This window comes from Halopelagius fulvigenes (assembly GCF_042662625.1).
GTDB lineage: Archaea > Halobacteriota > Halobacteria > Halobacteriales > Haloferacaceae > Halopelagius > Halopelagius fulvigenes.
This window is the reverse complement of sequence record NZ_JBHSXH010000015.1, coordinates 120865-146632: the sequence shown is the minus strand read 5'-3', so window position 1 is coordinate 146632 and position 25768 is coordinate 120865. Positions and strand designations below refer to the sequence as shown.

The 25768-nt window shown below is 67.9% G+C and carries 27 protein-coding genes; 11 read left to right on the top strand and 16 right to left on the bottom strand.

Features of this window, described 5'->3' with window-relative positions; genetic code table 11:
- The 6 genes from ACFQEV_RS10630 to ACFQEV_RS10605 all read right to left on the bottom strand — a co-directional run bounded on the left by ACFQEV_RS10630 (position 1) and on the right by ACFQEV_RS10605 (position 6368).
- Entirely contained in the window at positions 1 to 366 is a 366-nt protein-coding gene (locus tag ACFQEV_RS10630) for a cupin domain-containing protein (protein WP_379695662.1), read from the bottom strand.
- A 109-nt stretch (positions 367 to 475) separates the two neighbouring features.
- Positions 476 to 1627, bottom strand: coding sequence for a molecular chaperone DnaJ (gene dnaJ, locus ACFQEV_RS10625; RefSeq protein ID WP_379695660.1), 1152 nt, complete (start codon positions 1625 to 1627; stop codon positions 476 to 478).
- A 199-nt stretch (positions 1628 to 1826) separates the two neighbouring features.
- On the bottom strand, positions 1827 to 3734 hold the full coding sequence (gene dnaK / locus ACFQEV_RS10620; RefSeq protein WP_379695658.1) for a molecular chaperone DnaK: 1908 nt from the start codon (positions 3732 to 3734) through the stop codon (positions 1827 to 1829).
- A 170-nt stretch (positions 3735 to 3904) separates the two neighbouring features.
- Positions 3905 to 4642 carry an esterase/lipase family protein gene (locus tag ACFQEV_RS10615; protein ID WP_379699834.1) on the bottom strand — a complete coding sequence of 246 codons (738 nt, stop codon included), beginning with the start codon at positions 4640 to 4642 and terminating at the stop codon, positions 3905 to 3907.
- A 139-nt stretch (positions 4643 to 4781) separates the two neighbouring features.
- Positions 4782 to 5501 carry a nucleotide exchange factor GrpE gene (locus ACFQEV_RS10610; protein WP_379695656.1) on the bottom strand — a complete coding sequence of 240 codons (720 nt, stop codon included), beginning with the start codon at positions 5499 to 5501 and terminating at the stop codon, positions 4782 to 4784.
- A gap of 126 nt (positions 5502 to 5627) precedes the next feature.
- A complete protein-coding gene (locus ACFQEV_RS10605) occupies positions 5628 to 6368 on the bottom strand; it encodes a proteasome assembly chaperone family protein (RefSeq protein WP_379695654.1) in 741 nt (246 codons plus the stop codon).
- Between the two features lie 147 nt (positions 6369 to 6515).
- On the opposite strand from ACFQEV_RS10605, the gene ACFQEV_RS10600 reads away from it, so the two are divergent.
- Both ACFQEV_RS10600 and ACFQEV_RS10595 read left to right on the top strand, forming a co-directional pair.
- A complete protein-coding gene (locus ACFQEV_RS10600) occupies positions 6516 to 7454 on the top strand; it encodes an RsmB/NOP family class I SAM-dependent RNA methyltransferase (RefSeq protein ID WP_379695652.1) in 939 nt (312 codons plus the stop codon).
- The gene (locus tag ACFQEV_RS10595) at positions 7451 to 8002 is read left to right on the top strand and encodes a DUF7122 family protein (RefSeq protein WP_379695650.1); all 552 of its coding nucleotides are present in this window, start codon (positions 7451 to 7453) and stop codon (positions 8000 to 8002) included. Before ACFQEV_RS10600 ends, ACFQEV_RS10595 begins: the two co-directional genes overlap by 4 nt.
- Here ACFQEV_RS10595 and ACFQEV_RS10590 read toward each other — a convergent pair whose 3' ends face one another.
- The 5 genes from ACFQEV_RS10590 to ACFQEV_RS10570 all read right to left on the bottom strand — a co-directional run bounded on the left by ACFQEV_RS10590 (position 8003) and on the right by ACFQEV_RS10570 (position 13499).
- Complete coding sequence (locus tag ACFQEV_RS10590) at positions 8003 to 9325, bottom strand: outer membrane protein assembly factor BamB family protein (RefSeq protein WP_379695648.1); 1323 nt, start codon at positions 9323 to 9325, stop codon at positions 8003 to 8005.
- Positions 9326 to 9397: 72 nt separating this feature from the next.
- The gene (locus tag ACFQEV_RS10585) at positions 9398 to 9709 is read right to left on the bottom strand and encodes a hypothetical protein (RefSeq protein ID WP_379695646.1); all 312 of its coding nucleotides are present in this window, start codon (positions 9707 to 9709) and stop codon (positions 9398 to 9400) included.
- A 57-nt stretch (positions 9710 to 9766) separates the two neighbouring features.
- On the bottom strand, positions 9767 to 10126 hold the full coding sequence (locus tag ACFQEV_RS10580) for a four-helix bundle copper-binding protein (protein WP_379695644.1): 360 nt from the start codon (positions 10124 to 10126) through the stop codon (positions 9767 to 9769).
- A gap of 160 nt (positions 10127 to 10286) precedes the next feature.
- A complete protein-coding gene (locus ACFQEV_RS10575; protein ID WP_379695643.1) occupies positions 10287 to 11078 on the bottom strand; it encodes a hypothetical protein in 792 nt (263 codons plus the stop codon).
- A gap of 171 nt (positions 11079 to 11249) precedes the next feature.
- Positions 11250 to 13499: a copper-translocating P-type ATPase gene (locus ACFQEV_RS10570; protein ID WP_379695641.1), complete on the bottom strand. Its 2250-nt coding sequence runs from the start codon at positions 13497 to 13499 to the stop codon at positions 11250 to 11252.
- Between the two features lie 153 nt (positions 13500 to 13652).
- Here ACFQEV_RS10570 and ACFQEV_RS10565 point away from each other — a divergent pair, with 153 nt between their 5' ends.
- Together ACFQEV_RS10565 and ACFQEV_RS10560 are read left to right on the top strand one after the other, a co-directional pair.
- Positions 13653 to 13838: a hypothetical protein gene (locus tag ACFQEV_RS10565; protein WP_379695639.1), complete on the top strand. Its 186-nt coding sequence runs from the start codon at positions 13653 to 13655 to the stop codon at positions 13836 to 13838.
- Positions 13839 to 14024: 186 nt separating this feature from the next.
- The gene (locus ACFQEV_RS10560; RefSeq protein ID WP_379699832.1) at positions 14025 to 14453 is read left to right on the top strand and encodes a DUF4396 domain-containing protein; all 429 of its coding nucleotides are present in this window, start codon (positions 14025 to 14027) and stop codon (positions 14451 to 14453) included.
- 7 nt (positions 14454 to 14460) lie between these two features.
- Here the strand turns inward: ACFQEV_RS10560 and ACFQEV_RS10555 are convergent, their stop codons facing one another.
- Complete coding sequence (locus ACFQEV_RS10555) at positions 14461 to 15966, bottom strand: DUF790 family protein (protein ID WP_379695637.1); 1506 nt, start codon at positions 15964 to 15966, stop codon at positions 14461 to 14463.
- Positions 15967 to 16106: 140 nt separating this feature from the next.
- On the opposite strand from ACFQEV_RS10555, the gene ACFQEV_RS10550 reads away from it, so the two are divergent.
- The 3 genes from ACFQEV_RS10550 (at position 16107) to ACFQEV_RS10540 (ending at position 17752) form a co-directional block, all read left to right on the top strand.
- On the top strand, positions 16107 to 16523 hold the full coding sequence (locus ACFQEV_RS10550) for a hypothetical protein (RefSeq protein ID WP_379695635.1): 417 nt from the start codon (positions 16107 to 16109) through the stop codon (positions 16521 to 16523).
- A 93-nt stretch (positions 16524 to 16616) separates the two neighbouring features.
- Positions 16617 to 17024 carry a DUF7064 domain-containing protein gene (locus ACFQEV_RS10545; protein WP_379695633.1) on the top strand — a complete coding sequence of 136 codons (408 nt, stop codon included), beginning with the start codon at positions 16617 to 16619 and terminating at the stop codon, positions 17022 to 17024.
- Between the two features lie 74 nt (positions 17025 to 17098).
- Positions 17099 to 17752 (top strand): HD domain-containing protein, encoded by a 654-nt coding sequence (locus ACFQEV_RS10540; RefSeq protein WP_379695631.1) that lies wholly within the window; start codon positions 17099 to 17101, stop codon positions 17750 to 17752.
- A 68-nt stretch (positions 17753 to 17820) separates the two neighbouring features.
- Here the strand turns inward: ACFQEV_RS10540 and ACFQEV_RS10535 are convergent, their stop codons facing one another.
- The gene (locus ACFQEV_RS10535; RefSeq protein WP_379695629.1) at positions 17821 to 19170 is read right to left on the bottom strand and encodes a DEAD/DEAH box helicase; all 1350 of its coding nucleotides are present in this window, start codon (positions 19168 to 19170) and stop codon (positions 17821 to 17823) included.
- 117 nt (positions 19171 to 19287) lie between these two features.
- Here ACFQEV_RS10535 and ACFQEV_RS10530 point away from each other — a divergent pair, with 117 nt between their 5' ends.
- Complete coding sequence (locus tag ACFQEV_RS10530; RefSeq protein ID WP_379695627.1) at positions 19288 to 19446, top strand: hypothetical protein; 159 nt, start codon at positions 19288 to 19290, stop codon at positions 19444 to 19446.
- A gap of 40 nt (positions 19447 to 19486) precedes the next feature.
- Here ACFQEV_RS10530 and ACFQEV_RS10525 read toward each other — a convergent pair whose 3' ends face one another.
- The 3 genes from ACFQEV_RS10525 to ACFQEV_RS10515 are packed head-to-tail and all read right to left on the bottom strand — an operon-like array spanning position 19487 to position 22159.
- On the bottom strand, positions 19487 to 20239 hold the full coding sequence (locus tag ACFQEV_RS10525; RefSeq protein ID WP_379695625.1) for an ABC transporter ATP-binding protein: 753 nt from the start codon (positions 20237 to 20239) through the stop codon (positions 19487 to 19489).
- Entirely contained in the window at positions 20227 to 21081 is an 855-nt protein-coding gene (locus ACFQEV_RS10520) for an ABC transporter permease (protein WP_379695622.1), read from the bottom strand. The genes ACFQEV_RS10525 and ACFQEV_RS10520 overlap by 13 nt, the downstream gene beginning before the upstream one ends.
- A 7-nt stretch (positions 21082 to 21088) precedes the next feature.
- Positions 21089 to 22159, bottom strand: a complete 1071-nt coding sequence (locus tag ACFQEV_RS10515; protein ID WP_379695620.1) for an ABC transporter substrate-binding protein — start codon at positions 22157 to 22159, stop codon at positions 21089 to 21091.
- 246 nt (positions 22160 to 22405) lie between these two features.
- On the opposite strand from ACFQEV_RS10515, the gene ACFQEV_RS10510 reads away from it, so the two are divergent.
- The 3 genes from ACFQEV_RS10510 to ACFQEV_RS10500 all read left to right on the top strand — a co-directional run bounded on the left by ACFQEV_RS10510 (position 22406) and on the right by ACFQEV_RS10500 (position 25736).
- Positions 22406 to 23527: a pyridoxal phosphate-dependent aminotransferase gene (locus ACFQEV_RS10510; protein WP_379695618.1), complete on the top strand. Its 1122-nt coding sequence runs from the start codon at positions 22406 to 22408 to the stop codon at positions 23525 to 23527.
- 106 nt (positions 23528 to 23633) lie between these two features.
- Positions 23634 to 25196, top strand: a complete 1563-nt coding sequence (locus ACFQEV_RS10505) for a Na+/H+ antiporter NhaC family protein (RefSeq protein ID WP_379695616.1) — start codon at positions 23634 to 23636, stop codon at positions 25194 to 25196.
- A gap of 216 nt (positions 25197 to 25412) precedes the next feature.
- Positions 25413 to 25736 (top strand): DUF7344 domain-containing protein, encoded by a 324-nt coding sequence (locus ACFQEV_RS10500; RefSeq protein WP_465261209.1) that lies wholly within the window; start codon positions 25413 to 25415, stop codon positions 25734 to 25736.
- The last annotated feature ends 32 nt before the right edge of the window (positions 25737 to 25768 follow it).

Sequence of the window (25768 nt, the reverse complement as noted above, 5' to 3'; positions counted from 1 at the left end):
TCAGGGCGCGCCGGCGAGGACGAACGTGCTTTCGAGCGGTCCGTTCTCCAACCGGCGCGTCGCGTCGGGGGAGATGCGCACCGCGTCGCCTGCCTCCATGCGAATCTCCTCGCCGTCGCCGGACGAAGTCCGGCTGCTTGTCGAGGTTCCCTCGACTCCGTCTACGGTCAGCGTCGCCTCGCCCTCCACGAGGAAGTACACCTCCTCTTGGCCGTCCTCGGCGTGGTCGTGTTCCTTGCCGACCCACCCGGGGTCCGCCTCCAAGACGGAGAAGCCGAGGCTCTCGCAGTCAAGTTCGTCCCGGAGGAAGTGCAGTCCCCCGCCGACCGGGTCCACGTCCTCGTAATCGGCAGTCGTGTGCGACATACGGTCTCCGTCGGGCGGGACGCGAATCAAATTAGGGGCGGCGGAAAGGGGGTCCGAACGGGAAAGAGCGAGGCGAGGGGGACGGGAGACGACGGGCGGGGCGGACGCCTCAGAAGGAGTTCTTTATCTTCTCGAAGAAGCCCTGCTTGACCTCGACTTCCTCGCCGCCGGCCTCGGCGAACGCTTCGAGGGCCTCGCGTTGCTCCTCGTTGAGTTCCTCGGGCGTGACGACCTGCACCTGCACGTACAGGTCGCCGCGTCCGCGGCCGCGGAGGTGCGGCATCCCCTTGCCCTTCAGGCGGAACGTCTCGCCGCTTTGGGTCCCCTCGGGGACCTCCAGTTCCGCCTCGCCGTCAACCGTCGGCACCCTGACGGTGTCGCCGAAGACGGCCTGCGGGAAGGAGATGGGGTGGTGGTGGTGCAGGTCGTCGCCCTCGCGGTCGAACTCCTCGTGGTCGCGGACGGACACCTCGATGAGGAGGTCGCCGTTCGGCCCGCCGTTCTCGCCGGGCGCGCCCTCGCGTTCCATCCGCAGGGTCTGCCCGTCGCGGATGCCCGCGGGGATGTCGACCGACAGGGTCGCCTCGTTGCGGACGGTCCCGTCGCCGTTACACTCGGGACACGTCTCGCTGTACGTCTGCCCCTCGCCGCCGCAGTGGGGACACGTCTGCGTCTGTTGGACGCGCCCGAGTGCGGTGTCGCGGACGGTGGTCTGTTGCCCGCGGCCGTTACACTGCGGGCAGGTGGTCACGTCGGCGTCCGGGGGGTGGCCCTCGCCGTCGCACTCCGGACAGCGTTCCGGGCGCGTGACGGTGAACTGCTTCTCGACGCCCTCGTAGGCCTCGTCGAGGTCCAAGGAGACGCGGGTGCGGAGGTCCCGCCCCTGTCGCGGTTGGTTGCGGCGTTGGCCTCGGCCGCCGCCACCGCCGCCGAAGAACTGGCTGAAGATGTCCTCGAAGGGGTTCTGGCCGCCGCCGCCCATACCGCCCATACCCCCCATGCCGCCCATACCGCCCGCACCGCCGCCGCGCTTCTCGGCTTGCTCGAAGCGGTCGTGACCCATCTGGTCGTACATCTGCCGCTTCTCGTCGTCGGTCAGCACCTCCTTGGCCTTCTTGACCTTCTTGAACTTCTCCTCGGCGTCGGGTTCCTCGGAGACGTCCGGATGGTACTCTGCGGCTTTCTTGCGATACGCCTTCTTTATCTCGTCCTCGCCGGCGTCCCGCGAGACCCCGAGCACGTCGTAGAAGTCCTCGCTCATCGGTTGTACGTGCATAATCCGGCGGGCCACTTCAAAATCGCGCCTCGCGGACGACAGGTTTCGGAGATAGAACCCGCTCCTCGGGAGAGCGAAGGGAGAAACGAAGAGAGGTGCAGCGAGTTACTCGCCGTCTCGCTTACTGTTCGTCGTCGTCCACCGCGCGAGACGGCTACGCCGCCTCGCTGGCGGACGATTCCGACTACTCGTCGGAATCGTCCACGTCTTCGAAGTCGGCGTCGACGTACTCGTCGCCGTCGGCGGCGCCCGCGTCCGGGCCGGGGCCCGCACCGCCGGGGCCTGCGCCGCCCATACCGCCCATGCCCGCGCCGCCGGCACCCGCACCGCCGGCGCCCGCTTGAGCCTGCTCTTGGTACATCTGCTTGCCGATCTCCTGGAGTTCCTTCGAGAGCGCTTCCGTCGCGTCTTCGAGTTCCTCCTTCGTGGCGTCCTCGTCTTCGAGGACCGCCTCAACCTCGTCCATCGCGTCCTCGACGTCCGCGACGACGTCCTCGGAGACGTTCTCCTCGTTCTCTTCGAGGAGGGTGTCGGCGCGCTGGATGGCGCTCTCGGCCTCGTTGCGGGCCTCGATGCGCTCGCGTCGATCTTTGTCCTCTTCGGCGTGCTGTTCGGCCTCCTGCTGCATCTGCTCTATCTGCTCGTCGGAGAGGCCCGCACCGCCCTCAATGGTGATGGACTCGGCGTTGCCGGAGCCTTTGTCCTCGGCTTCGACGTTGACGATGCCGTTCTCGTCGATGTTGAAGCCGACCTCTATCTGCGGCGTCCCGGCCGGCGCGGGCGGGATGCCCGTCAGTTGGAACTCGCCGAGCAGTTCGTTCTCCTCGGCGATTTCGCGCTCACCCTGGAAGACGCGGACCTGCACGGACGTCTGGTTGTCCGCGGCCGTGGTGAATATCTTCGACTCCTCGGTCGGGATGGTGGTGTTCTTCTCGATGAGACGCTCGAAGAGGCCGCCCTTCACCTCGATACCGAGGGAAAGCGGCGTCACGTCCAGCAGGACGATGTCGTCCACCTCGCCGCCGAGGACGCCGCCTTGGATGGCCGCGCCGAGGGCGACAGCCTCGTCGGGGTTGACGTTCTTCTTCGGTTCCGACCCGAGCATCTCCTCGACCTTCTCGTGGACCTGCGGCATCCGGGTCGAACCGCCGACGAGGATGACCTCGTCGATGTCCTCTTTCGAGTAGCCCGCGTCTTCGAGTGCCTGCTCCGTCGGGCCGACCGTCCGGTCGATGAGGTCGGCGGTGAGCGACTCGAACTTCGCGCGCGTCAGTTTCTCCTCGAGGTGGACCGGGCCGGAGTCCGTCGCCGTGATGAACGGGAGGTTGATGGTCGTCTCCTTCCGCGAGGAGAGCTCTATCTTCGCCTCCTCCGCGGCGTCCTTCAGGCGCTGGAGGGCCTGTCGGTCCTCGCGGAGGTCGATGCCGTGGTTGTTCTCGAACTCCTCGGCCAACCAGTCGATGATGGCCTCGTCCCAGTCGTCGCCCCCGAGGTCGTTGTCCCCGTTCGTCGCGACGACTTCGTAGACGCCGCCGCCGAGGTCCAAGACGCTCACGTCGAACGTCCCGCCGCCGAGGTCGTACACGAGGACCGTCTGGTCGGAGTCGTCGTCCAGCCCGTACGCCATCGACGCGGCGGTCGGTTCGTTGATGATGCGTTCGACCTCGAATCCGGCGATTTCGCCCGCGTCCTTCGTCGCCTGACGCTGGCGGTCGTTGAAGTACGCCGGAACCGTGATGACGGCCTTCTCCACTTCGTCGCCGAGGTAGTCCTCGGCGTCGCGCTTTATCTTCTGGAGAATCATCGCCGAGATCTGCTCCGGCGTGTAGTCCTCACCGTCGATATCGACGGTGTAGTCGTCCTCACCCATGTGGCGCTTGATAGAGCGGATAGTGCGCTCCGGGTTCTGGATGGCCTGATTCTTCGCCGGTTTCCCCACGAGACGCTCGTCGTCCTCGGTGAATGCGACCACAGAGGGTGTGGTCCGGTCGCCCTCGGAGTTCACGATGATTTCGGGATCGCCGCCCTCCATCACCGCGAACGCACTGTTCGTGGTACCGAGGTCGATACCGAGAATCTTGTTACTCGCCATCTTGTTCGCACATACCGGTCTAAATCGGTTAAAGGTTACTAGACGGTAGCGTCGGCGGTGAGAGTTCGGGTCTCCGCGGTCTTGCGATTTCCGCGCCCGGCGGACGAGCGCGTCCGCCACCGTTTTATGGAACCGCAGACCGCGCCATCCCGCGCCGGCGACGGTCCGACCTATCGGGCCCGTCGGATCGCCTCTGGGCCCGCCTCCAGCGCCGCGAGGACGTCTTCGAGGACGGCCTCCCGGCCGGAGGAGGCGAAGAACTCGTGGCCGCCGTCATACGGGCGGAGGTTCGCCGCGGGCGTCCGGTCGCCGATGGCGCGGACGCTCACCACGCGGTCCGAGAGCGAACAGAACACCGCGTCCCCCTCGTCGAACGGCGGGAGGCGCGACTGCGCGTCCAGAACCGTCCGCAGGAACGCGGGCGAGGCGGCCTCGGGGACGGCCTCCTCGAACTGCGCTTCGGTCACCAAGTCGCCGATGACGGAGGGGTCGCGGTCGAACCGGAGCAGTCGCCTCGCGGTCGGAATCCGAAGGAGGAGGGGGAGGGCGACCGAGGCGACTCCTTCGACGGGTGCCGTCCCCCACCACGGACTCAGGAAGACGTTTCGCACGTCCGCGTCGGCGGCGAGGTGCGCGGCGACGAGTCCGCCGGTGCTGTGACTCAGAACGAGGTCGATGTCGCGTTCGCGCGCGTACGCCCTGACGGGCGCGAGGAGTTGGTCCTCGAAGTCCCACGGGTTCGTCGGGAGCGTCACCGCGTGGACGCGGTAGCCCGCCTCGACGAGGGAGTCCAGGAGCCACGAGACGTGTTCGTGTTCCGGGCGGTTCCCCCACCCGAGGACGACGAGGAGGTCGTCGCCCGCGTCGCCGGAGTTCGTCCGGCGGCCCGCCGAGGTTCCCTCCGCGATATCGCTGCGGACGGAGAACCCGATTCTCGGCACCGCTCGGAAGCGGTTACGAAAGGGAAATCGCACGCGCCGGACGTGTCGTGCGACGCACAAAAGCGTGTGCGAACGGGACGCCGCGCGTCTCGCGTCGTTTCGGGTTCTACTCGTCGCCGTCGCCGGTGCTGACGGTTATCTGCGCCTCGCGGATGACCTTCTCGGCCATCTCGTAGCCGGGTTGGTAGACGTCGGCGACGGTGCCCTCGGGTTGGTCGCTGTCGACGCGCATCATCACCTCGTGGCGCGTCGGGTCCACCTCGGTTCCGGGTTCGGGGTCGATGGTCGTCACGTTCTCCGAATCGAGGATGCGGTCGAACTCTTCGAGCGTCGATTCGACGCCCGGCCGGATGTCGGTGTCCTCGTCCTGTTCGAGCGCGCGGATGAGGTTGTCGCGCACCTTCACGACGCGTTCGACGAAGTCCTCCGTGGCGCGTTCCCGAATCTGCTCCTGTTTCTTCTTCGCGCGTTTCTTGTAGTTCTGGAAGTCCGCCTGCGTGCGCTTCAGGCGCGAAGAGAGGTCCTCGACCCGTTCGTTCGAGGAGTCGAGTTCGGATTCCAGTTCCGAGACGCGGCGTTGGAGCGACTCGACCTCCGCCGCGAGTTCCTCGTCGTAGGCCGCGACGCGGGCCGCGAGGGCGTCGTCGTCGGACTGGGCCTCGTCCGCTCCCCCCTCCGCGGCCGCGTTCTCGTCGTCGTCCGCGGCCGTCGCTCGGGCGTTCGCGGTCGTCGCTTCGGCCGTCCCGTCGCGGGCGTCGGCCGTCTCTTCGGCGGGGTCTGCGTCGGATTCGGCTTCGCGGTCCGGGTCGACGGAGTCCTCACTCATGAGTGGGTGAAGTAGTTGCCTCGGCTTAAGAGTGTAGACTGCGGTCGGGCGGTCGAGGGGACGACCGGCCCCCGAAGCGCCGGGCGAACCGGCGGAAGTCCCGGATTTCGGACGCGTCGCGGCGGCTTACTGGTACATCCCGAGCGGTCGGGCCTGCGTGCTCTCCTCGTCGGCGCTCTGCATGCGCTTCGCCAGTCGCTCCTTCGCGTCGCGGATGTCCTCGGCGTGGTCCACCAAGTCGTCAGACGGTATCTCGACGCCCGTGAGCGGTTCGATTCCGTTCTCGAGGATGACGCGGGCCGCTGCGGGGTCCGGGAACTGGGGGTCCGACTCCACGATCAGACCCACCGCGGTCCGCCCGCGTTCGACCGCGTCGTTGAGCAACGCGCCGGTCGGCCCCGAGACGAGTCCCGCCTCGGCGGGTTCGCCGATGTCCGCGTCCGCGAGCATCTGCGTCCCGTCGCCGACGCCGACGCCGTACAGTTCCGGCACGTCGCCGGCCTGTTCTTTCGGGATGCCGGAGAGGAAGACGGGCAGAATCGCCTCGTCGTCGAACCAGTTCGAGAGGCAGTCGGCGAGTTCGGCCGCCGAGTCCGGCCGGATGGGCACGTCGCTCTGCAGGACGAGGAGGTTCCGCTCCTCGTCGGCGTACAGTCTGACCGGCGACCGGAGGGTCGCGTCGCCCTCTTGGTACACCGCGACTCGCGGCACGCCGTCGCAGTGGACGTTCGCGTAGTGGGTCATCTCGAACTCCTCTACGGCGTGGTCGGCCGCGATCTTCCCGACCAAGCCGACGCCGGGGAGCCCCTCTATCAGCGTCGGTTCCGAGAGCGACACGTCCTCCGCGAGCACGTTGATGTGGGCCATACGTCACGTTCGGCCGTTCAGGTTGTAAAAGCGTGGCCCGCTTTCACGCGTCCCGAAACGTCGGTGCGGGCGCGGTGCCGCGCTCCCGCCGCGGGCGGCGGACGGTATCCGAAACCCACAAGCGGAGTCGTCGGGTAGAGTCGGTCGATGAACCCGCTCAAGCGGTACGCGCCGCTCGTAGACGACGAGGAGGCCTTCTTGGCCGCCTGCGAGCGGCCGCTCCCGTCGGTCGTTCGCGTCAACACCATCGAGACGACGGTGGAACGCGCGCGGGCGGCCCTCGACGCCGAGGGCGTCGCCTACGAACCGACGGACTGGCACCCGGGCATCCTCGAACTCGACGAACGCGGGCCGGGCACGTCGTGGCCGTACTACCACGGGTGGCTCCACGGGCAGGAGGAGGTGTCCTCGCTCCCGGCCATCGCGTTGGACCCCCGACCCGGCGACGTGGTCTGGGACGCCTGCGCCGCGCCCGGGAGCAAGACGACGCAACTGGCCGCCCTGATGGACGACGAGGGCATCCTCGTCGGCAACGACAACAACCTCGGCCGCCTCTCCGCGTTGCGACACAACGCCGAACGACTCGGCGTCTCGAACCTCGTGGTGACGAATCAGGACGCGCGCAACTTCTCCTTGAAGCCGTTCGGCGAGGGGACGGACGACCCGGCGGCGTTCGAGGCGTTCGATAGAGCGTTGGTGGACGCCCCCTGCTCCTGCGAGGGGACGATTCGGAAGAACCCCGACGCCCTCGACAGGTGGACGATGGACCACGTCCACAGCGTCGCGGGCATCCAGAAGGGCATCCTCCGCCGCGCGGTGCAGGCGACGCGCGAGGGCGGCACCGTCGTCTACTCCACCTGCACGTTCGCGCCCGAGGAGAACGAAGCCGTCCTCGACCACGTTCTCGACGAGGAGGACTGCGAACTCGTCGAGTGGGACGCCCCCGACGGGTTTGAGACGGCCCCCGGCGTCGCCGAGTGGGAGGACGAGGAGTACGACCCGAGCGTCGAACTCGCCCACCGCGTCTACCCGCACCACAACGACACGGGCGGGTTCTTCTGCGCGAAACTGGAGGTGACCGCATGAGCGACACCGAGGAGGCGACGGAGGCGGAGGAGCGACCGACGAACGACGGTCAGCGGTTCGACCGCCTGCCCGAGACGTCCGAGGAACGCGTCGTCGCCGGCCGCCCCACCCGCGAGGAAGTCGTCACGTGGTGGCGGGACCGCTACGGAATCCCGCCGGAGACGTGGGACGGCCACACGTTCTGGGAGAAGGGCGCGGGCAAGATTTGGGCGTTCGCCGACGACGTGGTGAGTCCGTCCGACGTAGAGGGACTCGGCCTGCGCATCCTCCGCGCGCGGCAGGAGCACTGGAAGCCGTCCACGAACGCCGTCCAGCGATTCGGCCGCGCGGCGACGGAGAACGTCGTCGAACTCGACGCCGAAGAGGCGGCCCGGTTCGTCGCCGGCGAGGACCAGGAGATAGACTGGGACGGCGACTGGGGCTACCTCATCGCCGCGCACGAACTCGTCGGCGAACGCGAACCCATCGGCGTCGGTCTGTTCCTCCACGGCGAACTCCGCTCGACGGTCCCGAAGGGCCGCCAAGAGGACCTGCCGAACCTCGACTGACTACGGCCGGGGGTCGACGCGCCCCACGGCGACCACCTCGTTCTCGGCGCCGACGAACAGCGAATCGCCCGCCACGACCGGAGCGGTGGTCGCCTCCGCGTCCGCCCGGAAACGAGCGGAGACGTGCGCGCCGCCCTCGCCCGCGTCGGTCTCCACGACGTACAGGCGGCGGTCCGGCCCGGCGTAGAAGACCAGACCGTTCGAGACGGCGGGCGCGTAATCCCGCCCTCGCGCCGACTCCGGACCGGGGGGACGCGAGGCGGAGAACCGCCACACCACCTCGCCCGTCTCGGCGTCCAACCGCCTGAGCGTCCCGCGCGAGTCCGCGACGAACAACCGTCCGCCCCCGTTCGCCGGCGCCGAGTGGACCGAAACCGCGTCCGACGTCCGGGACCACCGCGTCTCGCCGGTCCGAACGTCGTACGCCGTCACCGCGCCGCCGCCGAAGTCGCCGGACTGCGTCCGGTGGCCCGACGAGGTTCCCCCGTCGAAGCCGCCCGTTCCGCTTCCGACGTACGCGTATCGACCGTCCACGACCGGCGCCGCGCGCACCCAGTCGCCGACGGGCGAGTCGCGCCACCGGACTCGCCCGTCTCCGGCCCCGACGCAGGTGACCGTTCCGGCGTCGTCGCCGACGACGACGCTGTTCTCTCCGCCGGACGTTCCGTCTATCTCGGCGACGGCAGGCGGCGCGAGGATGCGTCCCGTCTCCCGCGTCCAGACGACGCTTCCGGCGGTGTCGAGGGCTACGAGAGCGGACTCGCCGTCGGCAGACGCGCAGGCGACGTACAGTCTGCCGTCGCCGACTGTCACCGCGCGAGGCATCGCTGGCAGTCGGTCGCTCCGCCACGTTTCGGAGCCGTCGCGGCCGAACGAACGGACGCGGCGACCGGTCGCCAGAATGTAGACGGCGTCGTCGGTGACGGTGGGCGGCGCGCCGGGCGCGGCGGTGACGCCCTCGACGCGCCAGCGTTCGCTCGCGTCCGAGGCGTCGAGACAGAACAGCGACCGACTCGCGTCGTCGTGAACGAACACGTCGCCGGCGTCCGCGACCGGCGGCGCGGTAATTCGGCTTTCGTCGCCGAGGGAACGCCTCCACGCGAGGCCGGGCGCGTTGCCGGGGCCGACGGCGCCGGGCACGCCCGAGTTCCGCGCGTCGCACCGAGGGGCGCGCCACGGCCCGTCGCGGACGTCGGGCGGCGTCGCGTCGCGTTCGAGCATCGGTCGCGGGGCGTCCCCTACGCCCGGGAGGGCGGCGCACCCGGCGCTACCGACGACGCCGAGGGAACCGAGCGTTCGGAGGACCGACCGGCGGGTGGACACCGTGCGCAGGACGACGAGCGACCGACAAGTACCTTCCCGTCACCCTCCGCGCCCCCGCCGCGCGGAGGCGCGCTACAACTCCTCCACCGCCGTCGTCTCCATCGTGCCGCCGTCGGTGCGTTCGCGCTTCACGCGCACGCGGTGACCCCGTTCGGTCTCGCTCCGCTCTATCGTCTCCACGACCTGCGTTGTGGCGTCGGAGTCGAGGAGGACGAGTCGGTCCTCGTCGGTGACGACGGCGTATCCGCTCTCGACGCAGTGGCCTTCGAGGGCGCACTCCTTCGTGTGCGTGCGAGCGTCCTCCGGCAACCCCTCGCGGGGGTTCTTCCGGACGCAGGCGATGTCGATGACGAACCCTTCGACCGTCTCTGTATCTGATGACATGTATCGAAATAAGTAGGTACTCGGGGGCGGTTCCTCGTCGCGTCGAAGTCGCTCCGATTACGCCGACGCCATGTTCCGGCACGTCTCGGCGCACTCACGCAGAACTTCCGCGCAGAGCTGACAGTGATCGGCGTCGTGTTGCTCACACTCCGAAGCGCACTCCTCGCAGGCCCCGGCGCAGACCTGGGCGAGTTCGCTACTATAGTTGGAGTTTCGCGCCATGAAGCGCGCGTGGAGCGTCGTGAGGTCGGCCACGTCCCGGCAGAGGCGGAGACACTTCTCCATCCCCTCACCTTCGCCGGCGCAGGCGTCGGCGCACCACTCGCACGCCTCGGCCGCCTCGAAGCAGTTCTCCAGGCACTCGCGTTGCTCGTCGTTCAGATGCTCGATTTCGGATGCGGTGTCTGCTAGGGACATTTCACTACCCGTTTCGCCCGAGCACCGCATCCTTCTTTTGGCTGACAGTTCTGAATGAGACGATTACTTGAACGAGTCCGCTTCTCGGTCCTCTCCTGACTGTTTGGCACAGGGGACTGACACGTGGGGCGCGGCGGTGAGAGAGGGTGAAGCGGGGCGCTCACGGAGTCTCGACGACCACGTCGAACGACGCGGTTATCAGTTCTCCGCGCGGTTTCGCTTGGAGGAACAGTCGGTATCGCCCCGCGGTGGGGAAGCGCACGGCGAACCGGACGAGTCCGTCCTCGGGGTCCGTCTCCTCGGGGTGGACGTGGAGGTACGCAAGGTCGCCGTCCCTGAGAGCGACGAGGTGGCCGAGCGCTCCGAGGTACGGGTCGAGTCGCGCGGCGCTTCCGTCCGTCCGCACCTCGAATTCGAGCGTGACGTTCTCGTTCGGTGCGACGTCCCCCGGGGTCATCGTCAGGTCGTACCCGTCGACCGTCACCTCGCGCGTCGGTTCGGGCGGCGCGTCGTAGTCGGCGGCCCCGGAGACGAGAAGGTCCGCGCCGAGCGTCGTCGGCCGCCCGCCCACGAGGACGTCGACGAACCCCCGATAGACGCCCGGGTCGGGAAGGGAGAACTCGACCGACCACGTCCCGTCCGCTCTCAGTTCCGGATGGAGGTGCTGGAAGCGCGTCAGGTCCCGGCGGACGAGGACGAGGTGCGCGAGTCTGTCGTGTGTCTCCTCGAACTCGGTGACCGCGTCCCCGTCTTCGTCGCGTATCCGATACGTCCACTCTCGGCGAACGCCCGCGTCGAGTCGAGTTTCGGACGCGTCGAACCGAAGTCCGTTCGCGGCGACGGTTAGACCGCCGGGAAGCGCGTGACTCCCTGCGTCGGCGTGTCCCGCGGGACGGCCGTGTCCGTGCGCCGTCGATTCGGACGAACTGGTGTTGTGATGGTTGTTATCCATACCCACAATACGCGCGCCTCCGGCTACTCTCTTACTCCACGGTGCGTTAAGGACGTATGTCGTCGCGGGAGAACGGTCTCACCCTGCGGTCGGTGCTGGGTCCGTCCGGTCGGATTCGGCTCTCTGCCCCGTTCGGCGTCGAGTGGGTGCCACCGAGGGGCGGATGCCCCGTCAGTCCGCGGGGCGGGGAGCGCTGGAGTCCGGGACGCCGGGGAGGGAGGGGAGGTCCAAGTCCACCCGGCGGAGGAACTGGGCGTTTATCGCGACGATGACCGTGCTGAGGGACATCAAGAGCGCTCCCACCGCGGGCGAGAGGACGATGCCGACCGGGGCGAGGACGCCCGCCGCGAGCGGAATCGCGAACACGTTGTAGCCCGCGGCCCAGACGAGGTTCTCCCGCATCTTCCGGTAGCTCGCCCCGCTGAGTTTGACGAACCGGACCACGTCGAGCGGGTTGTTCCGCACGAGGACGATGTCCGCCGACTGGACCGCGACGTCGGTTCCGCTCCCGATGGCGATGCCGACGTCCGCGCGGGTGAGCGCGGGCGCGTCGTTGACGCCGTCGCCGACCATCGCGACGAGATTCCCCTCCGATTGGAGCTCCTGCACCTTCTCGTCTTTGTCCTCGGGAAGCACCTCGGCGAAGACGGTGTCGATACCGAGTTCGTCCGCGACGGCGCGGGCGACGTCCTCGGAGTCGCCGGTGAGCATCGCCACCTCGATACCGAGTTCGTGAAGCGCCTCCACGACCCTGTAGCTCTCCTCGCGCACGACGTCCGCGAGTGCGAAGGCGGCGACCGGTTCGGGAGTTCCGCTACGCTCGCCCTCGCGCATCAGGTAGACGACCGTCCGCGCGTTCTCGCCCGCCCTGTCGGCGAACGCGGCGAGCTCCGGCGGCACGTCGCTGTCGAGGTGCGAGAGGAGGTTCGGACCGCCGACGTACGCCGCCTCCCCGTCGACCGTCGCCCGGACGCCGCGGCCCTTCAGCGCCTCGAACTCCGCGGCGCGCCGCGGTTCGACGCCGCGTTCGGCCGCCGCCTCGCGGATGGCCTCGGCTATCATGTGCTCGGAGTCGCCCTCGACGGCCGCGGCGAGCGCGAACGCCTCGTCCTCGCTCAGGTCGCCCACCGTCGCGGCGTCCACGACGCCCTGTTCGCCCTCGGTGAGCGTCCCCGTCTTGTCGAATATCACCGTGTCGAGTTCGCGCGCCCGTTCCATGGCGATTCGGTCGCGGACGAGTATCCCGTTTCGCGCCGCGAGCGACGTGTTGATGGCGACGACCAGCGGGATGGCGAGTCCGAGCGCGTGCGGGCAGGCGATGACGAGGACGGTGACCGCGCGTTCGATGACGGGCGCGCCGAACGAGGTGGCGACGGTCCACGCGACGGCGGTGACGGCGGCGGACGCCACCGCGACGTAGAACAGCCACCCCGCCGCGCGGTCCGCGAGCATCTGCGTCTTCGATTTGCTCCGTTGGGCCTCCTCGACCATGCGCACGATTCCGGCGAGGGCCGTCTCGTCGCCGGTGGCGGTGATTCGGACGCGGAGGCTCCCGTCGCCGTTTATCGTCCCGCCGATGACCTCGTCGCCGGGCTCTTTCGACACCGGCCGCGACTCGCCCGTGATCATCGCCTCGTTCACCTCGGAGTCGCCCGACTCGACCACGCCGTCGGCAGGCACGTTCGCGCCGGGGCGGACGAGGACCAGATCGCCCGCCGAGAGGTCGCTCACGCGGACTTCCTCGGTATTACCGCCCTCGGTGATTCGCTCCGCGGTGTCGGGGATCAGTTTGGCGAGTTCGTCGAGGGCGCTCGACGCCCGGCGGACGCTCCGCATCTCTATCCAGTGGCCGAGGAGCATGATGTCGATGAGCGTCACGAGTTCCCAGAAGAACGCCGACGTGGTCGGGTAGACGACGCCCGCAAGACTGTAGACGAACGCGACGGAGATGGCCATCGAGATGAGCGTCATCATGCCCGGCGAACGGTCCCGGAGTTCGGGGACGGCCATCCGCAGGAACGGGACGCCGCCGTACGCGAAGACGACGACGGCGAACACCGGGTTTATCCACTCGCTCCCCGGGAAGGCGGGGACCGAGAATCCGAGCCACCGCTGCAGCGCCTCGCTGTAGAGCAACACCGGAATCGAGAGCGCGAGGCAGACGAAGAAGCGGCGGCGGAACATCTGCTCGTGGCCCTCGTGCATGCCGCCGTGGTCGCCGTGCCCGCCGCCCTCGTGTCCGCCGCCGTGCCCGCCTCCGCGGCCGTGTCCTCCCCCGCCGTGACCGCTCGGGTGTTCGACCTTCGCCGCGGCGTCGTCGGCGTCCGCCTCGGCTTCGTCCTCGATGAGCGACTGCTCTACCCGAGGGTCCTCTCGGTCGTCGGTTCGCTCACGTTCGTCGGAGTGGTGATGGTCGTCCATGCCTCATTCACTTCGAGGTACGTCCGCGGCACTGATGGGCGTTCTGAGCGATTTACGGACTGTCGAGATAGGTGACCATCGGCGGCGCGTCAGCGGGTCCGGCCGCATCGGCCGCAACGCTTGGGAAGCGCGGCCGCCTTACTGCCGGAGGAGATGACGGAGTTCCTCGGCGAACTCGTCCTCGCGGGGTCGCCACTCCCGCCGGAGGTGGTGGAGTTCGCGAAACAGATCGAACACGCGCTCGCACCGGTGCGGAGCGTCGTCACGCCCGTTCTGTCGAGTTGGTGGACGCTCGGCGCGTGGGCGACGCTCAACGTCGTCTCCCTCGGCGTCCTCTAGCGGGACATCCGGGCGCGGAACCGGAACCTGCCGTCGCTGATGAAACTGGTCTGGACGCTCGTGGTGGCGTACTCCGGACCGGTCGGACTGGCCGTCTACTGGTACTCCGGACGGACGCAACTCGACGACGACTCCCTCTGAAAGAAGGGCTTTCGCTCCACCTCGCACTGTTACTCGGGGTGCGGACTGGGCGAAGTCGTCGGCATCACGGCGGCGACCATCATCCTCGGGTTCTCGACGCTGTGGGTGACCGTCGTCATGTTCGCATTGGCGTACGCGTTCGGCTACGCCCTGACGGTCGGTCCCCTGATGCAGGAGGGCGTGTCGCTCCCGACGGCGGCGAGGGACGCCTTCTACAGCGAGACGCCCAGCATCACCGTCATGGAGGTGACGGCCATCGGGACGGACCTGCTGTTGGCCGGCGGCGCGCGGTGGACCGAACCGCTGTTTTGGACCGCGCTGTTCTTCTCTCTGACCGTCGGGTTCGCCGCCGCCTACCCGGTCAACGCCCTCCTCATCGGATTCGGCGTCAAGGAGGGGATGGGCAGTCCCGCGGAGATGGACGGACGCGCGGGCGGAGGGCGGACGAAAGGCGGCGAGGCCGGCAGCGACTGAGTCCGTCTCACTCCTTCTCGCGGAGCGTTCCGCCGCCGAGTCCCTCCCACTCGACGCGGTAGCCGAGTCGGGAGAGGGCCGCCGACGCGTCCGCGAGGCCCCGTTCTTCGAGGACCGCCTCGGCGTCCGACAGCGACATCCCGGCCGCGAGTTCGTCCCGGAGCGAATCGAGGACGGCGGGGCGGACGAGCGTTCGGCCCACGAGTTCGTGGTCGGGGAAGGCGACGCCTTCGAGGGCGTCCTCGCTCACGCCGCGTTCGGCGGCGAGGTCCGAGAGCGACACCGCGTCCGCCTCGGGGACGAGTTCCGGGGGCAGATGTTCGGCCGCCTCGGCGACGAGTTCGGACTCGTACTCCCGGAGGACGTCCACCATGTCCTTGACGCGGACGGACCCGGAGTAGGTGACGGCGCGGTGGTCGAGTGCGGCCACGTCCTCGCTCACCGCGAGGGACTCGTCCACGGCGACGACCAACTCCACGTCGTCGGCCACCGTCGCGAACTGGTCGAGTTTCTTCTCGACGTACTCGGGCGTCCAGAAGCCCATCACCTCGAAGAAGACGCGGAAGTCGGCGTGGTGGTAGTCGAACGCGAAGTCCGGAATCATTGCCCGCGCGCCCGCGGCGAGGGCCTCGGGTTCGCGGACGAGCGACCAATCGAGGTCCAACCCCTCGAACCGGGCGGCGAAGTCCGCCTCGACGCCGCTGTCGTACGTCGGTTCGGCCACGGGTTCGACGTTCGGGACGGAGACGTCCGCCCCCGAGAGGCGGAGTTCTCGCTCCGTCCCCCGGTCGTCGATAGTCGCCGTCAGCGTCCACTCCGACGCCGCCGCGACGCTTCTGAGGAGGCGGGCGAAGGCGGTGCCGTAGCGCCGCGTCCGGCGGAAGAGGGCGTCCGGGCCGGTGACGACCACCTCCCTCTCGCCGTCGGTCCGCCGAATCTCGTACATGAGTCCGAGTCGCTTCACCGCCGAGACGAGGTTCCGCGGGTCGGAACTGCGGATTCGGACCTCCGTGGCGTCGAACAGCGCGGTTTGCGCGAGCGAGAGGTTGTACTGTTCGAGGAGTTCGTCCGGCCCCCACCGCGAGTCGAACGACGCGAGCACCTCGTTCACCTCGCGGTCGGCGTACAGCGACGATTCGACCGCCGACCGGTCGGCGGCGAGGCGGTCGGCGGCGCGTTCGAGTGCCGCCTCGCGTTCCGCTTCCGTGACGACGCCGACGGCCTCCGCCTCCTCGAACGCCGCCCGTCGGACGCGCTCCGGCGGCAGTTCCGCGTGCGTCTCGAACGTCGCCTCGCGGTCGGCCAACGCCGCGAACCCGCGGACGAGTTTGAAGTCGTCGGCGTCGTCCTCCAACTCCGAGAGGGCCCCGTCGAGGCGGTGGCGCGGTTCGCCGACGTGTCCCCGAAACGCGCCGATGACGCGGGCTGCGAGCGGTCTGGCCTCCCGACCGACGAACTGTGGGTGGTACCCGCCGCCGGCCCGGGAGACGCGGAGGAGGTCTTTGGTCAGCACGGACGCCGATTCGTCCCGGGCGGACAAAAGTCGCGCGTCCCGGTACTCCGTGAAAACGGTCAGGTCACTTCGCCACAAATTAATATCGCCTGACAGTGTGCCGTAAATTACTCCCGTGCGACGGGCCAACTATCGGTTGCATGGTTAACAATCCCGGAGACGACGACAGACGGCGAGAGGAGGGTACGTTCACGAAGGAGTCCGAGGAGGTGACCCGCGACGAGGACGGAGTGCACACCGAACAGCGGTACACCAAAGACACGTCCGGCACCGACCTCGACGACGATTACGACGACACGCGGGCCGAACGGTACGACGAGAACCGAACGGACACCCACGCCGGCGACGACGACACCCACCCCGGTCTGTTGTGGTTCTCCGTCGCCGGCGCGATAATCATGGGAACGCTGTGGCTCATCGACATCACCGGCCTGTTCGGTCTCGATTGGGCCGTCATGAGTCGGACGATGACGCTGGCCATCGCGATCCTCGCGGCCATCGGAGCGTTGCTGTTCTGGTACGACGGCCGGAAGTCGAAGAACAGGACGACTGCGTAAGGCCGAATCGTCGTCGCCGGAATGAACTTTTTTCGCCGTATCGCCGAGATATCCGTCGGAAAGACTCATAGCCGAGTCTATCCACGGGCGAGTATGGAGTCGCGGCCCCCGACGCGCCGGAACGTGCTGCAGGTACTGGCGGTCGGCCTCTCGGCGGGGTGTCTCGGGTCGGCACCCGGCGCCACCGGGCCCCGCCGTCCGCCGACCGCACCGGAGGGGCAACCGCGAACGACGCCGACTCGACCCGACCTGTACGTGAAGACGTTCGACTTCGGCGCGAACGACGACGGGACGCTACGGGTGTTCGGCGAAGTCGGCAACCGCGGGACCGCGGAGCGAATCGCCCGCGTCCGCGTCAGGGTGACGGTGGACGGCGAGACGAGGACGCGCGAGACGAACGTGACCGTCCCGCCGGAGAGTTCGGCGTCGTTCGAGGTTGACTTCGAGGTGACGGAGTCGGAGTTCCTCGACGGCGGCGGAATCGACGTCAGCGTGGTCTGAACGTCGGTCTTCGGTTCGTGCCGCGGCGAGAGCCCCAAGCGTTATGTCATCTGTGAAATAGTTATCCACGACCCATGACCCAGGAGTTAGGCCCCCTCGCTCGCCGACTGGCGCTGCCCTACTACGAAGACGCCCTCCCGGGACACGATAGTTTTCACGCAAATCGGGTCTGCAACCTGTCCGCTCGGCTGGCGGACGAGTGGGAGCGACCCGTCGATAGAGAGGTTCTCGCCGCGGCGGCGTGGTTACACGACATCGGCCGCCCGTTAGAGCGGACGGGGGAGATAGACGACCACGGCCAGTGGGGCGCGGCGGAGGCGCGGACGCTCCTCGAAGCCGAGGGGGTGGCGACCGACCGGATAGACGCCGTCCAACACTGCATCCGAGCGCACAGCATCCGGGCCAGTTCCCCGAAACCGGAGACGGCCGAGGCGAAACTGCTGTTCGACGCGGACAAGTTGGAAGCGATCGGAGCGGTCGGAATCGTCCGGATGGCCTGTATCGTCGGCGAACGGTCGGGCGAGGCGGGCCAGAAGTACGGGATAATCGGCGACGCGTCGGCCCCCGGAGCGGTCGAGACAGACCTTCCGGACATCTCCTTCCTTCGAGAGTGGTCCGAGGAGCGTCTGAACGCGTTGTACACGCCGCCCGGGCGTCGCCACGGAAAGTCTCGGTGGGACTTCATGACCGAGTTCTTCGCACAGCTCGACAAGGAGACGGCGGTCTGACGCCGCGTTCGGGGTTCGTCGGTTCGTAAGTCGAGGTCCCTCTCCCCACGCTCGGGGGAGGGTAGGCCTCACCGTCTCCGGTCCGCCACCCGTTCTTCGGCGGTTTCGACGCTGACGAGTTCGTACAGCGTGGCGCTTCCGCCGTCTCGCTTCGGGCGGAGGATGCGCCCGAGTCGCTGGGTGAACTCGCGTTCCGACCCGCTTCCGGCGAGGAGTACCGCGACGTTGGCGTCGGGCACGTCAACGCCCTCGTCTAGGACATTCGCGGTGACGACCCGCGAGTACGTCCCCTCTCGGAACCGGTCGAGAATCTCCCGGCGTTCGGTCGCCCCGGTTTCGCTCGTCACCGCCGGGAGGAGAAACCGCTCCGAGAGGCGGTAGACGAGGTCCGTGTGGGCGGTGAAGACGATGACCCTGTCCTCGCGGTGGCGGTCGAGGACGGACGCCAGTTTCGCCACCTTCGCGTCGGAGTTCATCATGATGCGCCGGGCGCGTTGCTTCGCCAGCAAGGCCTCCCGCGCCCGCGGGTCGGAGCCGGACCGCATCACGAGTTTCCGGTAGTCGGACCCGCTGTTCAGCGAGAGGTTCGAGCGCTTGAGGTAGTCCACGAACGTCCCCTGCGCCTCCTCGTACGCCTCGCGTTCCTCGGGCGTGAGTTCGACTTCGACGCGGCGCACCTCGTACTCCGCGAGGTGGTCGCCCGCCAACTCGTCCACGGAGAGTTCGTGAACCTTCGGACCGACGAGTTCCTCGACCACCTCGTGCGCGCCGTCGGGCCGTTCGAACGTCGCGGTCAGGCCGAGGCGCGCGGGCGCGGCGAGCAACCGCCCCACGTCCCTGTACCCCTCGCCGCCGAGGTGGTGCACCTCGTCGAAGACGACGAACCCGAAGTCGCCGCCGACATCCTCCGCGCGGAGGTACGCCGAGTCGTACGTCGAGACGGTTATCGCCTCCCGCACCTGTTCGCCGCCGCCGAACTGCCCGACCGGAACGTCGAACTCCGTCTCCAACTCGCGTCGCCACTGTTCGAGGAGGTCCACCGTCGGGACGACGACCAGCGTGGGAACCCCGAGGGCGGCCATCGCGGCGACGGCGATGACCGTCTTTCCGCTTCCGGTGGGGAGTTCGAGGACGCCCCTGTCGCCGTTCGCCCGCCACGCGTCGAGGGCCTCCCGTTGGTAGTCGCGCAGGTCGTACGAGTGCGTCAGATCGAGGCGTTCGGCGGGGAGGACGCGGTCCTCGTATTCGACGCCGCGTTCGTCGAGGGCGTCGCAGACCGCCGGGTAGCGGTGGGCGGGCGCGCGGGCGACGAGACTCCTGTCGTCCGTCTCGACGCCCGGCAGGTCGGCCGCCGAGAGGCCGGACTCCGAGAGGCCGTCGAGGCGGACGGTTCCGTCCTCGAACGTCAGCGTGAGCACGGTCGTAGGTGGGTCGGCATCACCTATAAACCGACGGACGCGCGTCGGACGGGAAGTCCCGGCGGCGCGAACGCTCCGCGTCGGGGCGTTTTTCACGCCGCGCGGGAACCATCGCCTATGAGCGACGACGACCTCGACGAGGCGGTCGCGAAGTTCCTGAAGGGTGCGGAGAAGGCGTACGGCGAGTACGAGAAGGGGTACGTGGACGCCGACGCCACGTTGGACGTGTTGGAGACGCACCTCGAAGAACTCCGCGAGGCGCACGAGTCGGCGTAGGCGGACCGCGGGCGAGGGGCGGCGGGCGCAGTTCCGACGACTACTCGCCGATGAGACCGCGAACCACCGAGACGTACTCCCCGAACGCCGGATTCGCCCGATCTCTCGGTCGGTCGAGGTCCACCTCGACGATATCCCTCACCCGACCGGGGTTCGCGGCCATGACGACCACGCGGTCCGCGAGGGTGACCGACTCCTCCACGTCGTGGGTGACGAAGAGCACTGTTTTCTCCGTCTCAGCCCAGATGCGGAGGAGTTCGTCGTGGAGCATGTCGCGCGTCTGCGCGTCGACGCTCCCGAACGGTTCGTCCATGAGGAGGATGTCGGGGTCGACGGCGAGGGCGCGGGCGATGCCGACGCGTTGTTTCATCCCGCCGGAGAGTTCCTTCGGGTAGGCGTCGGCGAACTCCTCCAACCCGACGAGTTCGAGCATCTCCGAGATGCGGCGTCGGCGTTCGCCCGCCGGGACGCCCTGCTCTTCGAGGCCGAACGCGACGTTCCCGCGGACGGTCCGCCACGGGAACAGGCCGTACTCTTGGAACACCATGCCGCGGTCGGTTCCGGGGCCTTCGACGACGGACCCGCCGAGGCGAACCTCGCCCTCGGTCGGCGTTTCCAGACCCGCGATGGTCCGAAACAGCGTAGTCTTTCCGCACCCCGAAGGGCCGACGATGCAGACGAACTCGCCGTCCTCGACGGCGAAGTTCACGTCCGAGAGCGCCCGCACCGTCTGTCGTTCGGACTCGTACGTCTTGCCGACGCCGTCGACGACGACTTTCGCTACGCCCGCCATTCGAGGACCCTCCGTTCGACGCGGCGGAACAAGCCGTCGCTCGCGAGGAAGACGAGGCTGATGACCACCATGTACGCCACGCTCACGTCCGTCGCGAGGTTCTGCGCGGCGTTGATTATCTGGAACCCGACGCCGGGCGCGCCGAACAGTTCGGCGGCGACGACTATCATCCAACACTGTCCGATACTCGTCCGCAGGCCGGTCATGATGGACGGACTCGCCGCGGGGACGATGACCTTGCGAATCATCGTCACGTCGTCGTCCACGCCGAGACTCGCGGCAACCTCCTTCAGGTGCGACGAGACGCCTTCGACGCCCGCGTAGGCGTTGTAGAAGTTTATCCAGAACGCGCCGATGCCGACGATGAACGCCGCGCCGCCGTGACCGATGCCGATCCACACGATGGCGAACACGATCCACGCCAGCGGCGGAATCGGTCGCAGGAAGCGCGTCACGGGGGTCAGTGCAGCGTCGAGCGACTCGTTCCACCCCATCGCGACGCCGAGGGCGATACCGAGGACGCTCCCGACGACGAGGCCGGGGACGTAGTGCATGAGACTCTGGAGGAGGTTCGCGAGCAGTCTCGTCGCCGGAACCTCGACACCCGTGAAGGGGACGACGAAGGTAGTCGGTGCGACCAGTTCGACGACGAACGCCATCGCCACCGCGACCGGGGAGGGGAGCAGGTACGTTCGGCCGACGGCCATCGCCGCCCCCTGCCACGCCAGCAGAAACGCCGCCGTGCCGACGAATCCGAGAGCGAGGCTCCGGAAGTCGACGTCCCGTATCGCGGACTCCGACGGCGAGGCCGCCTCGGACTCGGTGTTTGTCTCGACGCTCATGGTCGTCTCAGAGGTTGTCGTAGACGCCGAAGTCGAACATCGCGTCGTTCGAGAGCGGTTCGCTTATCTTGCCCGCGTCGGCGGCGTACCGGGAGAATATCTTCGCGCCGTCGGTTATCTTGTGGGGGTCGGTGATGAAGTCGGAGGCGCGCGCATCCATCGCCTTCCGGGCCGTCTCGACGGGGAGCGACGACTCGCCGATGACCGCGCTGGCGTCCGCCGCCGCAGCGTCGGGGTTCGACTTCGTGAAGTCCGTCGCACGCTGGTGCTGTTCGACGAACGCCTTCGCCACCTCGCGGTTCTCCTTCCGGAGTCGGTCGTGCATCAGCGTCACCGCGGCGGGTTGGCCGGGCATGAAGTCGCCCGCCCACGCTATCGACTGGTACGGCGCGTCCTTCACCTCGATGACCGTCGGGACGGGTTCCATGATGGACGTTCCGTCTATCTTCCCCGCGAGGAGGGACTGTCGGACCGGCCCCGCGCCACCGAGCGGCGTTATCTCCACGTCGCGTCCGGGTTCGACGCCCACCTCCTCTGTCAGCCAGTAGCGGAGCAGGATGTCCGGGACGGACCCCGGCGGGAAGGTTCCGAACTGGAACTTCCGGCCCTCGCGTTCCTCGAACTTCGCGAACGCGTCGTTCCCGTGTTTCTCCCAGAGGGCGGCGAAGTCGTCGTGGGCCAGAATCTCCATCGCGTTCTGGATGTTCGCGGCGGTTATCTTCGAGGGGATACCCTTGTCCATCACTATCATCGCGGGGACGACGCCGAACATCATCACGTCGAAGTCACCCTTCGCCGACGCCTGCACGATGCTCGGCCCGTCGGAGAACTTCTCGCTCGACACCCCGACGTCGAGTTCCGAGAAGTAGTCCTCCTCCTGCATGATGAAGTACTGCATGTCGGGGTAGATTGGCATGTAGGCGACGCGAATCTCGTCGAGGCCGCCCCCACCGCCCCCGCCGCCCCCGCCGAGGCACCCGGAGACGCTCGTGAGACCCGCGGCGGAGGCCGCCCCCGTCGCTTGTACGAATCGCCTGCGCGTCAGTCTGTTCGACTCGGAGCCCGGAGAAGCCGTCATGCAAGCGTTACGGTCCCCACGGGTATCTGGGGCGCGCACACGGTAGATACTGCTCGCAGGCCCGACGCGGTGAAACCACCGCTAGCGGCGTCGGACGTATGCCTGCACCCGGTGAGTACCGTTTTCGACGGATGCGTATCGTCGCAGTTTGCAGAAACTTTTGCCGGAATATGTCGAATCGTCACGGAGTAGGGTCCGTGAGCGTGTGAGGGAAGAACTATCCCGGCGGACCACGGCCAGAGGAGTATGACGGAGTTCTCCGAACGAGTGGAGGCGGTTTCGATAAGCGGCATCCGCGAGGTGTTCGAGGCGGCCGGCGACGGCGCCATCAACCTCGGACTCGGACAACCGGACTTCTCCGCGCCCGCGCACGCCAGAGAGGCGGCGGTGGAGGCGATACGCGACGGCCGCGCGGACGGGTACACCGGGAACAAGGGGATGCGCCCCCTCCGGGAGGCCATCGCCGCGAAGCACGAACGCGACCAGGGCATCGACGTCTCGCCCGACGATATCATCGCCACGGCCGGCGGGAGCGAAGCCCTCCACATCGCGTTGGAGGCGCACGTGGACCCCGGCGAGGAGGTCGTCTTCCCCGACCCCGGATTCGTCTCCTACGACGCGTTGACGAAACTCGCGGGCGGCGAACCCACGCCGGTCCCCCTCCGCGACGACCTGACCCTCGACCCCGAGGCGGTCGAAGCGGCCATCACCGAGGACACGGCGGCGTTCATCGTCAACAGTCCCGGCAACCCGACTGGCGCGGTGTCGCCGCCGGAGGATATCCGGGAGTTCGCCCGCATCGCCGACGAACACGACGTGCTCTGTCTCTCCGACGAGGTGTACGAGTACACCGTCTTCGACGGCGAGTTCCGGTCGCCCGCGGAGTTCGCCGAGACGGACAACGTCGTCGTCGTCAACTCCGCTTCGAAGCTCTACTCGATGACCGGGTGGCGACTCGGGTGGGTCCACGCCTCCCCCCGCCGAATCGAACGCATGCTCCGCGTCCACCAGTACATCCAAGCGTGCGCGTCCGCCCCGGCGCAGTTCGCCGCCGAAGCGGCGTTGACGGGGCCGCAGGACCAAGTTTCGGAGATGACCGAGTCGTTCCGCCGCCGCCGCGACATCGTCGTCTCTGGACTCGAAGACATCGGCCTCGACGTGCCGACGCCCGGCGGCGCGTTCTACTGCATGCCGGAAGTGCCCGAGGGGTTCGTAGACGAGTGTCTCGAACGCGGCGTCATCGTCGTCCCGGGCGACGCCTTCGGCGAACACGGCGAGGGGTACGCGCGCCTCTCCTACGCGACGGACGAGGAGTCGCTTCGGGAGGCGCTAGACGTCATGGCCGAGGCGTACGACGCGGTGGCGTAGGCCACAAGGTATAATCCATTCTTCGGGGATTCGTTGGCATAATGTCGAATTTCGTCACATTATATAGTGCATTTTTTAACCCACGAGTCGTGAACGACGCGGTGGTATGCCAGCAGAGAACTACGGCATCATCAGTCTGCTCCCGGCGCTCTTCGCCATCGTACTGACGCTGGCGAGCAGACAGGTGCTGCTCTCGTTGTTCGCGGGAATCTGGATAGGCGCGACGATACTCGTCGGATGGAACCCCATCGCGGGGGCGGCGCACGCCCTCCAACTGGTCATCGACAACATCACCCCGGCGTTCAACATCAAGCTGCTCTTGTTCACGTTCCTCTCGGGGGCGATGCTCGGGATGATATTCCTCTCGGGCGGGATGAACGCCCTCGCGGGGCGCATCATCTCCCGGATCAAGACGCGTCGGCAGGCCGAAATCGGCACGAGCGTCCTCGGGATGCTCATCTTCGTGGACTCGTACGCGAGTACGATGATAACGGGGTCGGTGATGCGACCCATCACCGACCAGTTCGACATCAGCCGCGAGAAACTCGCCTACCTGCTCGATTCGACCACCTCGCCGGTCGTCAGCATCGCCGTCGTCTCGACGTGGGTCGGTTTCGAGGTGGGGCTCATCTCCCAGCAGTTCAACGAACTCGGTATCCAGATGAGTCCGTTCGTCGTGTTCCTCCAGAGCATCCCCTACCGGTTCTACAGCCTCCTCGCCATCGCACTCGTGTTCGTCGTCGTCTTCACCGGGTGGGACTTCGGCCCGATGAAGCGCGCCGAGACGCGCGCGAAGGAGACGGGGAAAGTCCTGCGCGACGACGCCGACCCCCTCCTCGAAACGCGCGAGGAGGACATCGTCACGCCCGACCACGTGGACGCTCGCTGGTGGTACTTCGCCGCGCCCATCGTCGCCCTCGTCGCGGTGACCGGGTTCGGCCTCCTCTACTCCGGCGGGTGGCCCGGACGCACGCCCGTCAACGCCCTGAAGAACGCCGCCACCGCCGACGCCATCCTTTGGGGCGTCTTCTCGGCCTGCGGTCTGCTCTTGGCCATCCTCGTCGGCCACGCGCGGGTCGCACTCGACGACGTGAGCGACTCCATCTTCGAGGGGTTCAAGATGGTGATGTTCCCCGTCGCCGTCCTCTCTCTGGCGTGGACCATCGGGGCCGTCAGCGAGGCGCTCGGTGTCGGTCCCTACGTCGTCTCCGTCGCACAGGGCATCATCACGGCGAACATCCTGCCGGCCGTCGTGTTCGTCACCGCGGCCATCATCTCGTTCAGCATCGGCACCTCGTGGGGGACGATGGGGATCATGTTCCCCGTCGCGGTGCCGTTGGCGTTCAACCTCGGCGCGCCCCTCTCGAGTGCGATCGGCGCGATTCTCACCGGATCGCTGTTCGGCGACCACTGTTCGCCCATCAGCGACACCACGGTGCTGTCGTCGATGTTCGCCGGGGCGGACCACGTGGACCACGTGAACACGCAGATTCCGTACGCCCTCGTCGCCGGCGGGACGGCGACGCTTCTCTTCCTCGCCAGCGGGTACGGCGTCTCGCCGCTTCCGTTGCTCGCCGCGGGCGTCGTCGTCGTCGTCGTCGCGGCGTACACGTTCTCGGAACGGACCGGGTTCGCCCTCCCGCGGGTGTTCTCCTCGGACGCCGACTGACCGGACCCGACCGCCGGTCGAACGTCGCCCTTTTCCGGCAGTTCGCGCCCGATTCGGCGGATCCCGTTTTCGACTCACCTCGCTTCGCGAATCGCCGCTGCACTCACCGCCTGCGACCGGTCCTAACTGGTTAGGCCGAGGGTTCAGGGGAAGAGAGCCGTACATGAAGATGACGGCGGAGGACCCCCCGTCGTCCGAAGTCCCCCCTAACCCCCTATGATGGACCACCAATCCCCCTTTCAGGCCCTGTCCGACCGGAACAGACGGATCACGTTCTCCTGTCTCGAGGACAGCGACTCCCCCGTGTCTCTCGAGACGTTGGCCGCCGAAGTCGTCGCCGAACGCGAGGGGATCTGCCCCTCGGAGGTCGGCGACGACGAACGTCGCACCGCCGCGGTGAAGCTGTACCACGTCCATCTCCCGAAACTCGACGAGGCGGGACTCGTCTCCTTCGACCCCGAGGAGCGAACCGTCTCCCGGACGACCGGCGGCGTCGCGGAGCAGACAGTCCAGATCCTCCAAGAGTCGACCCTTTCATAACGACTGAACTCTAAGGCTCTCCTACCCGGGCT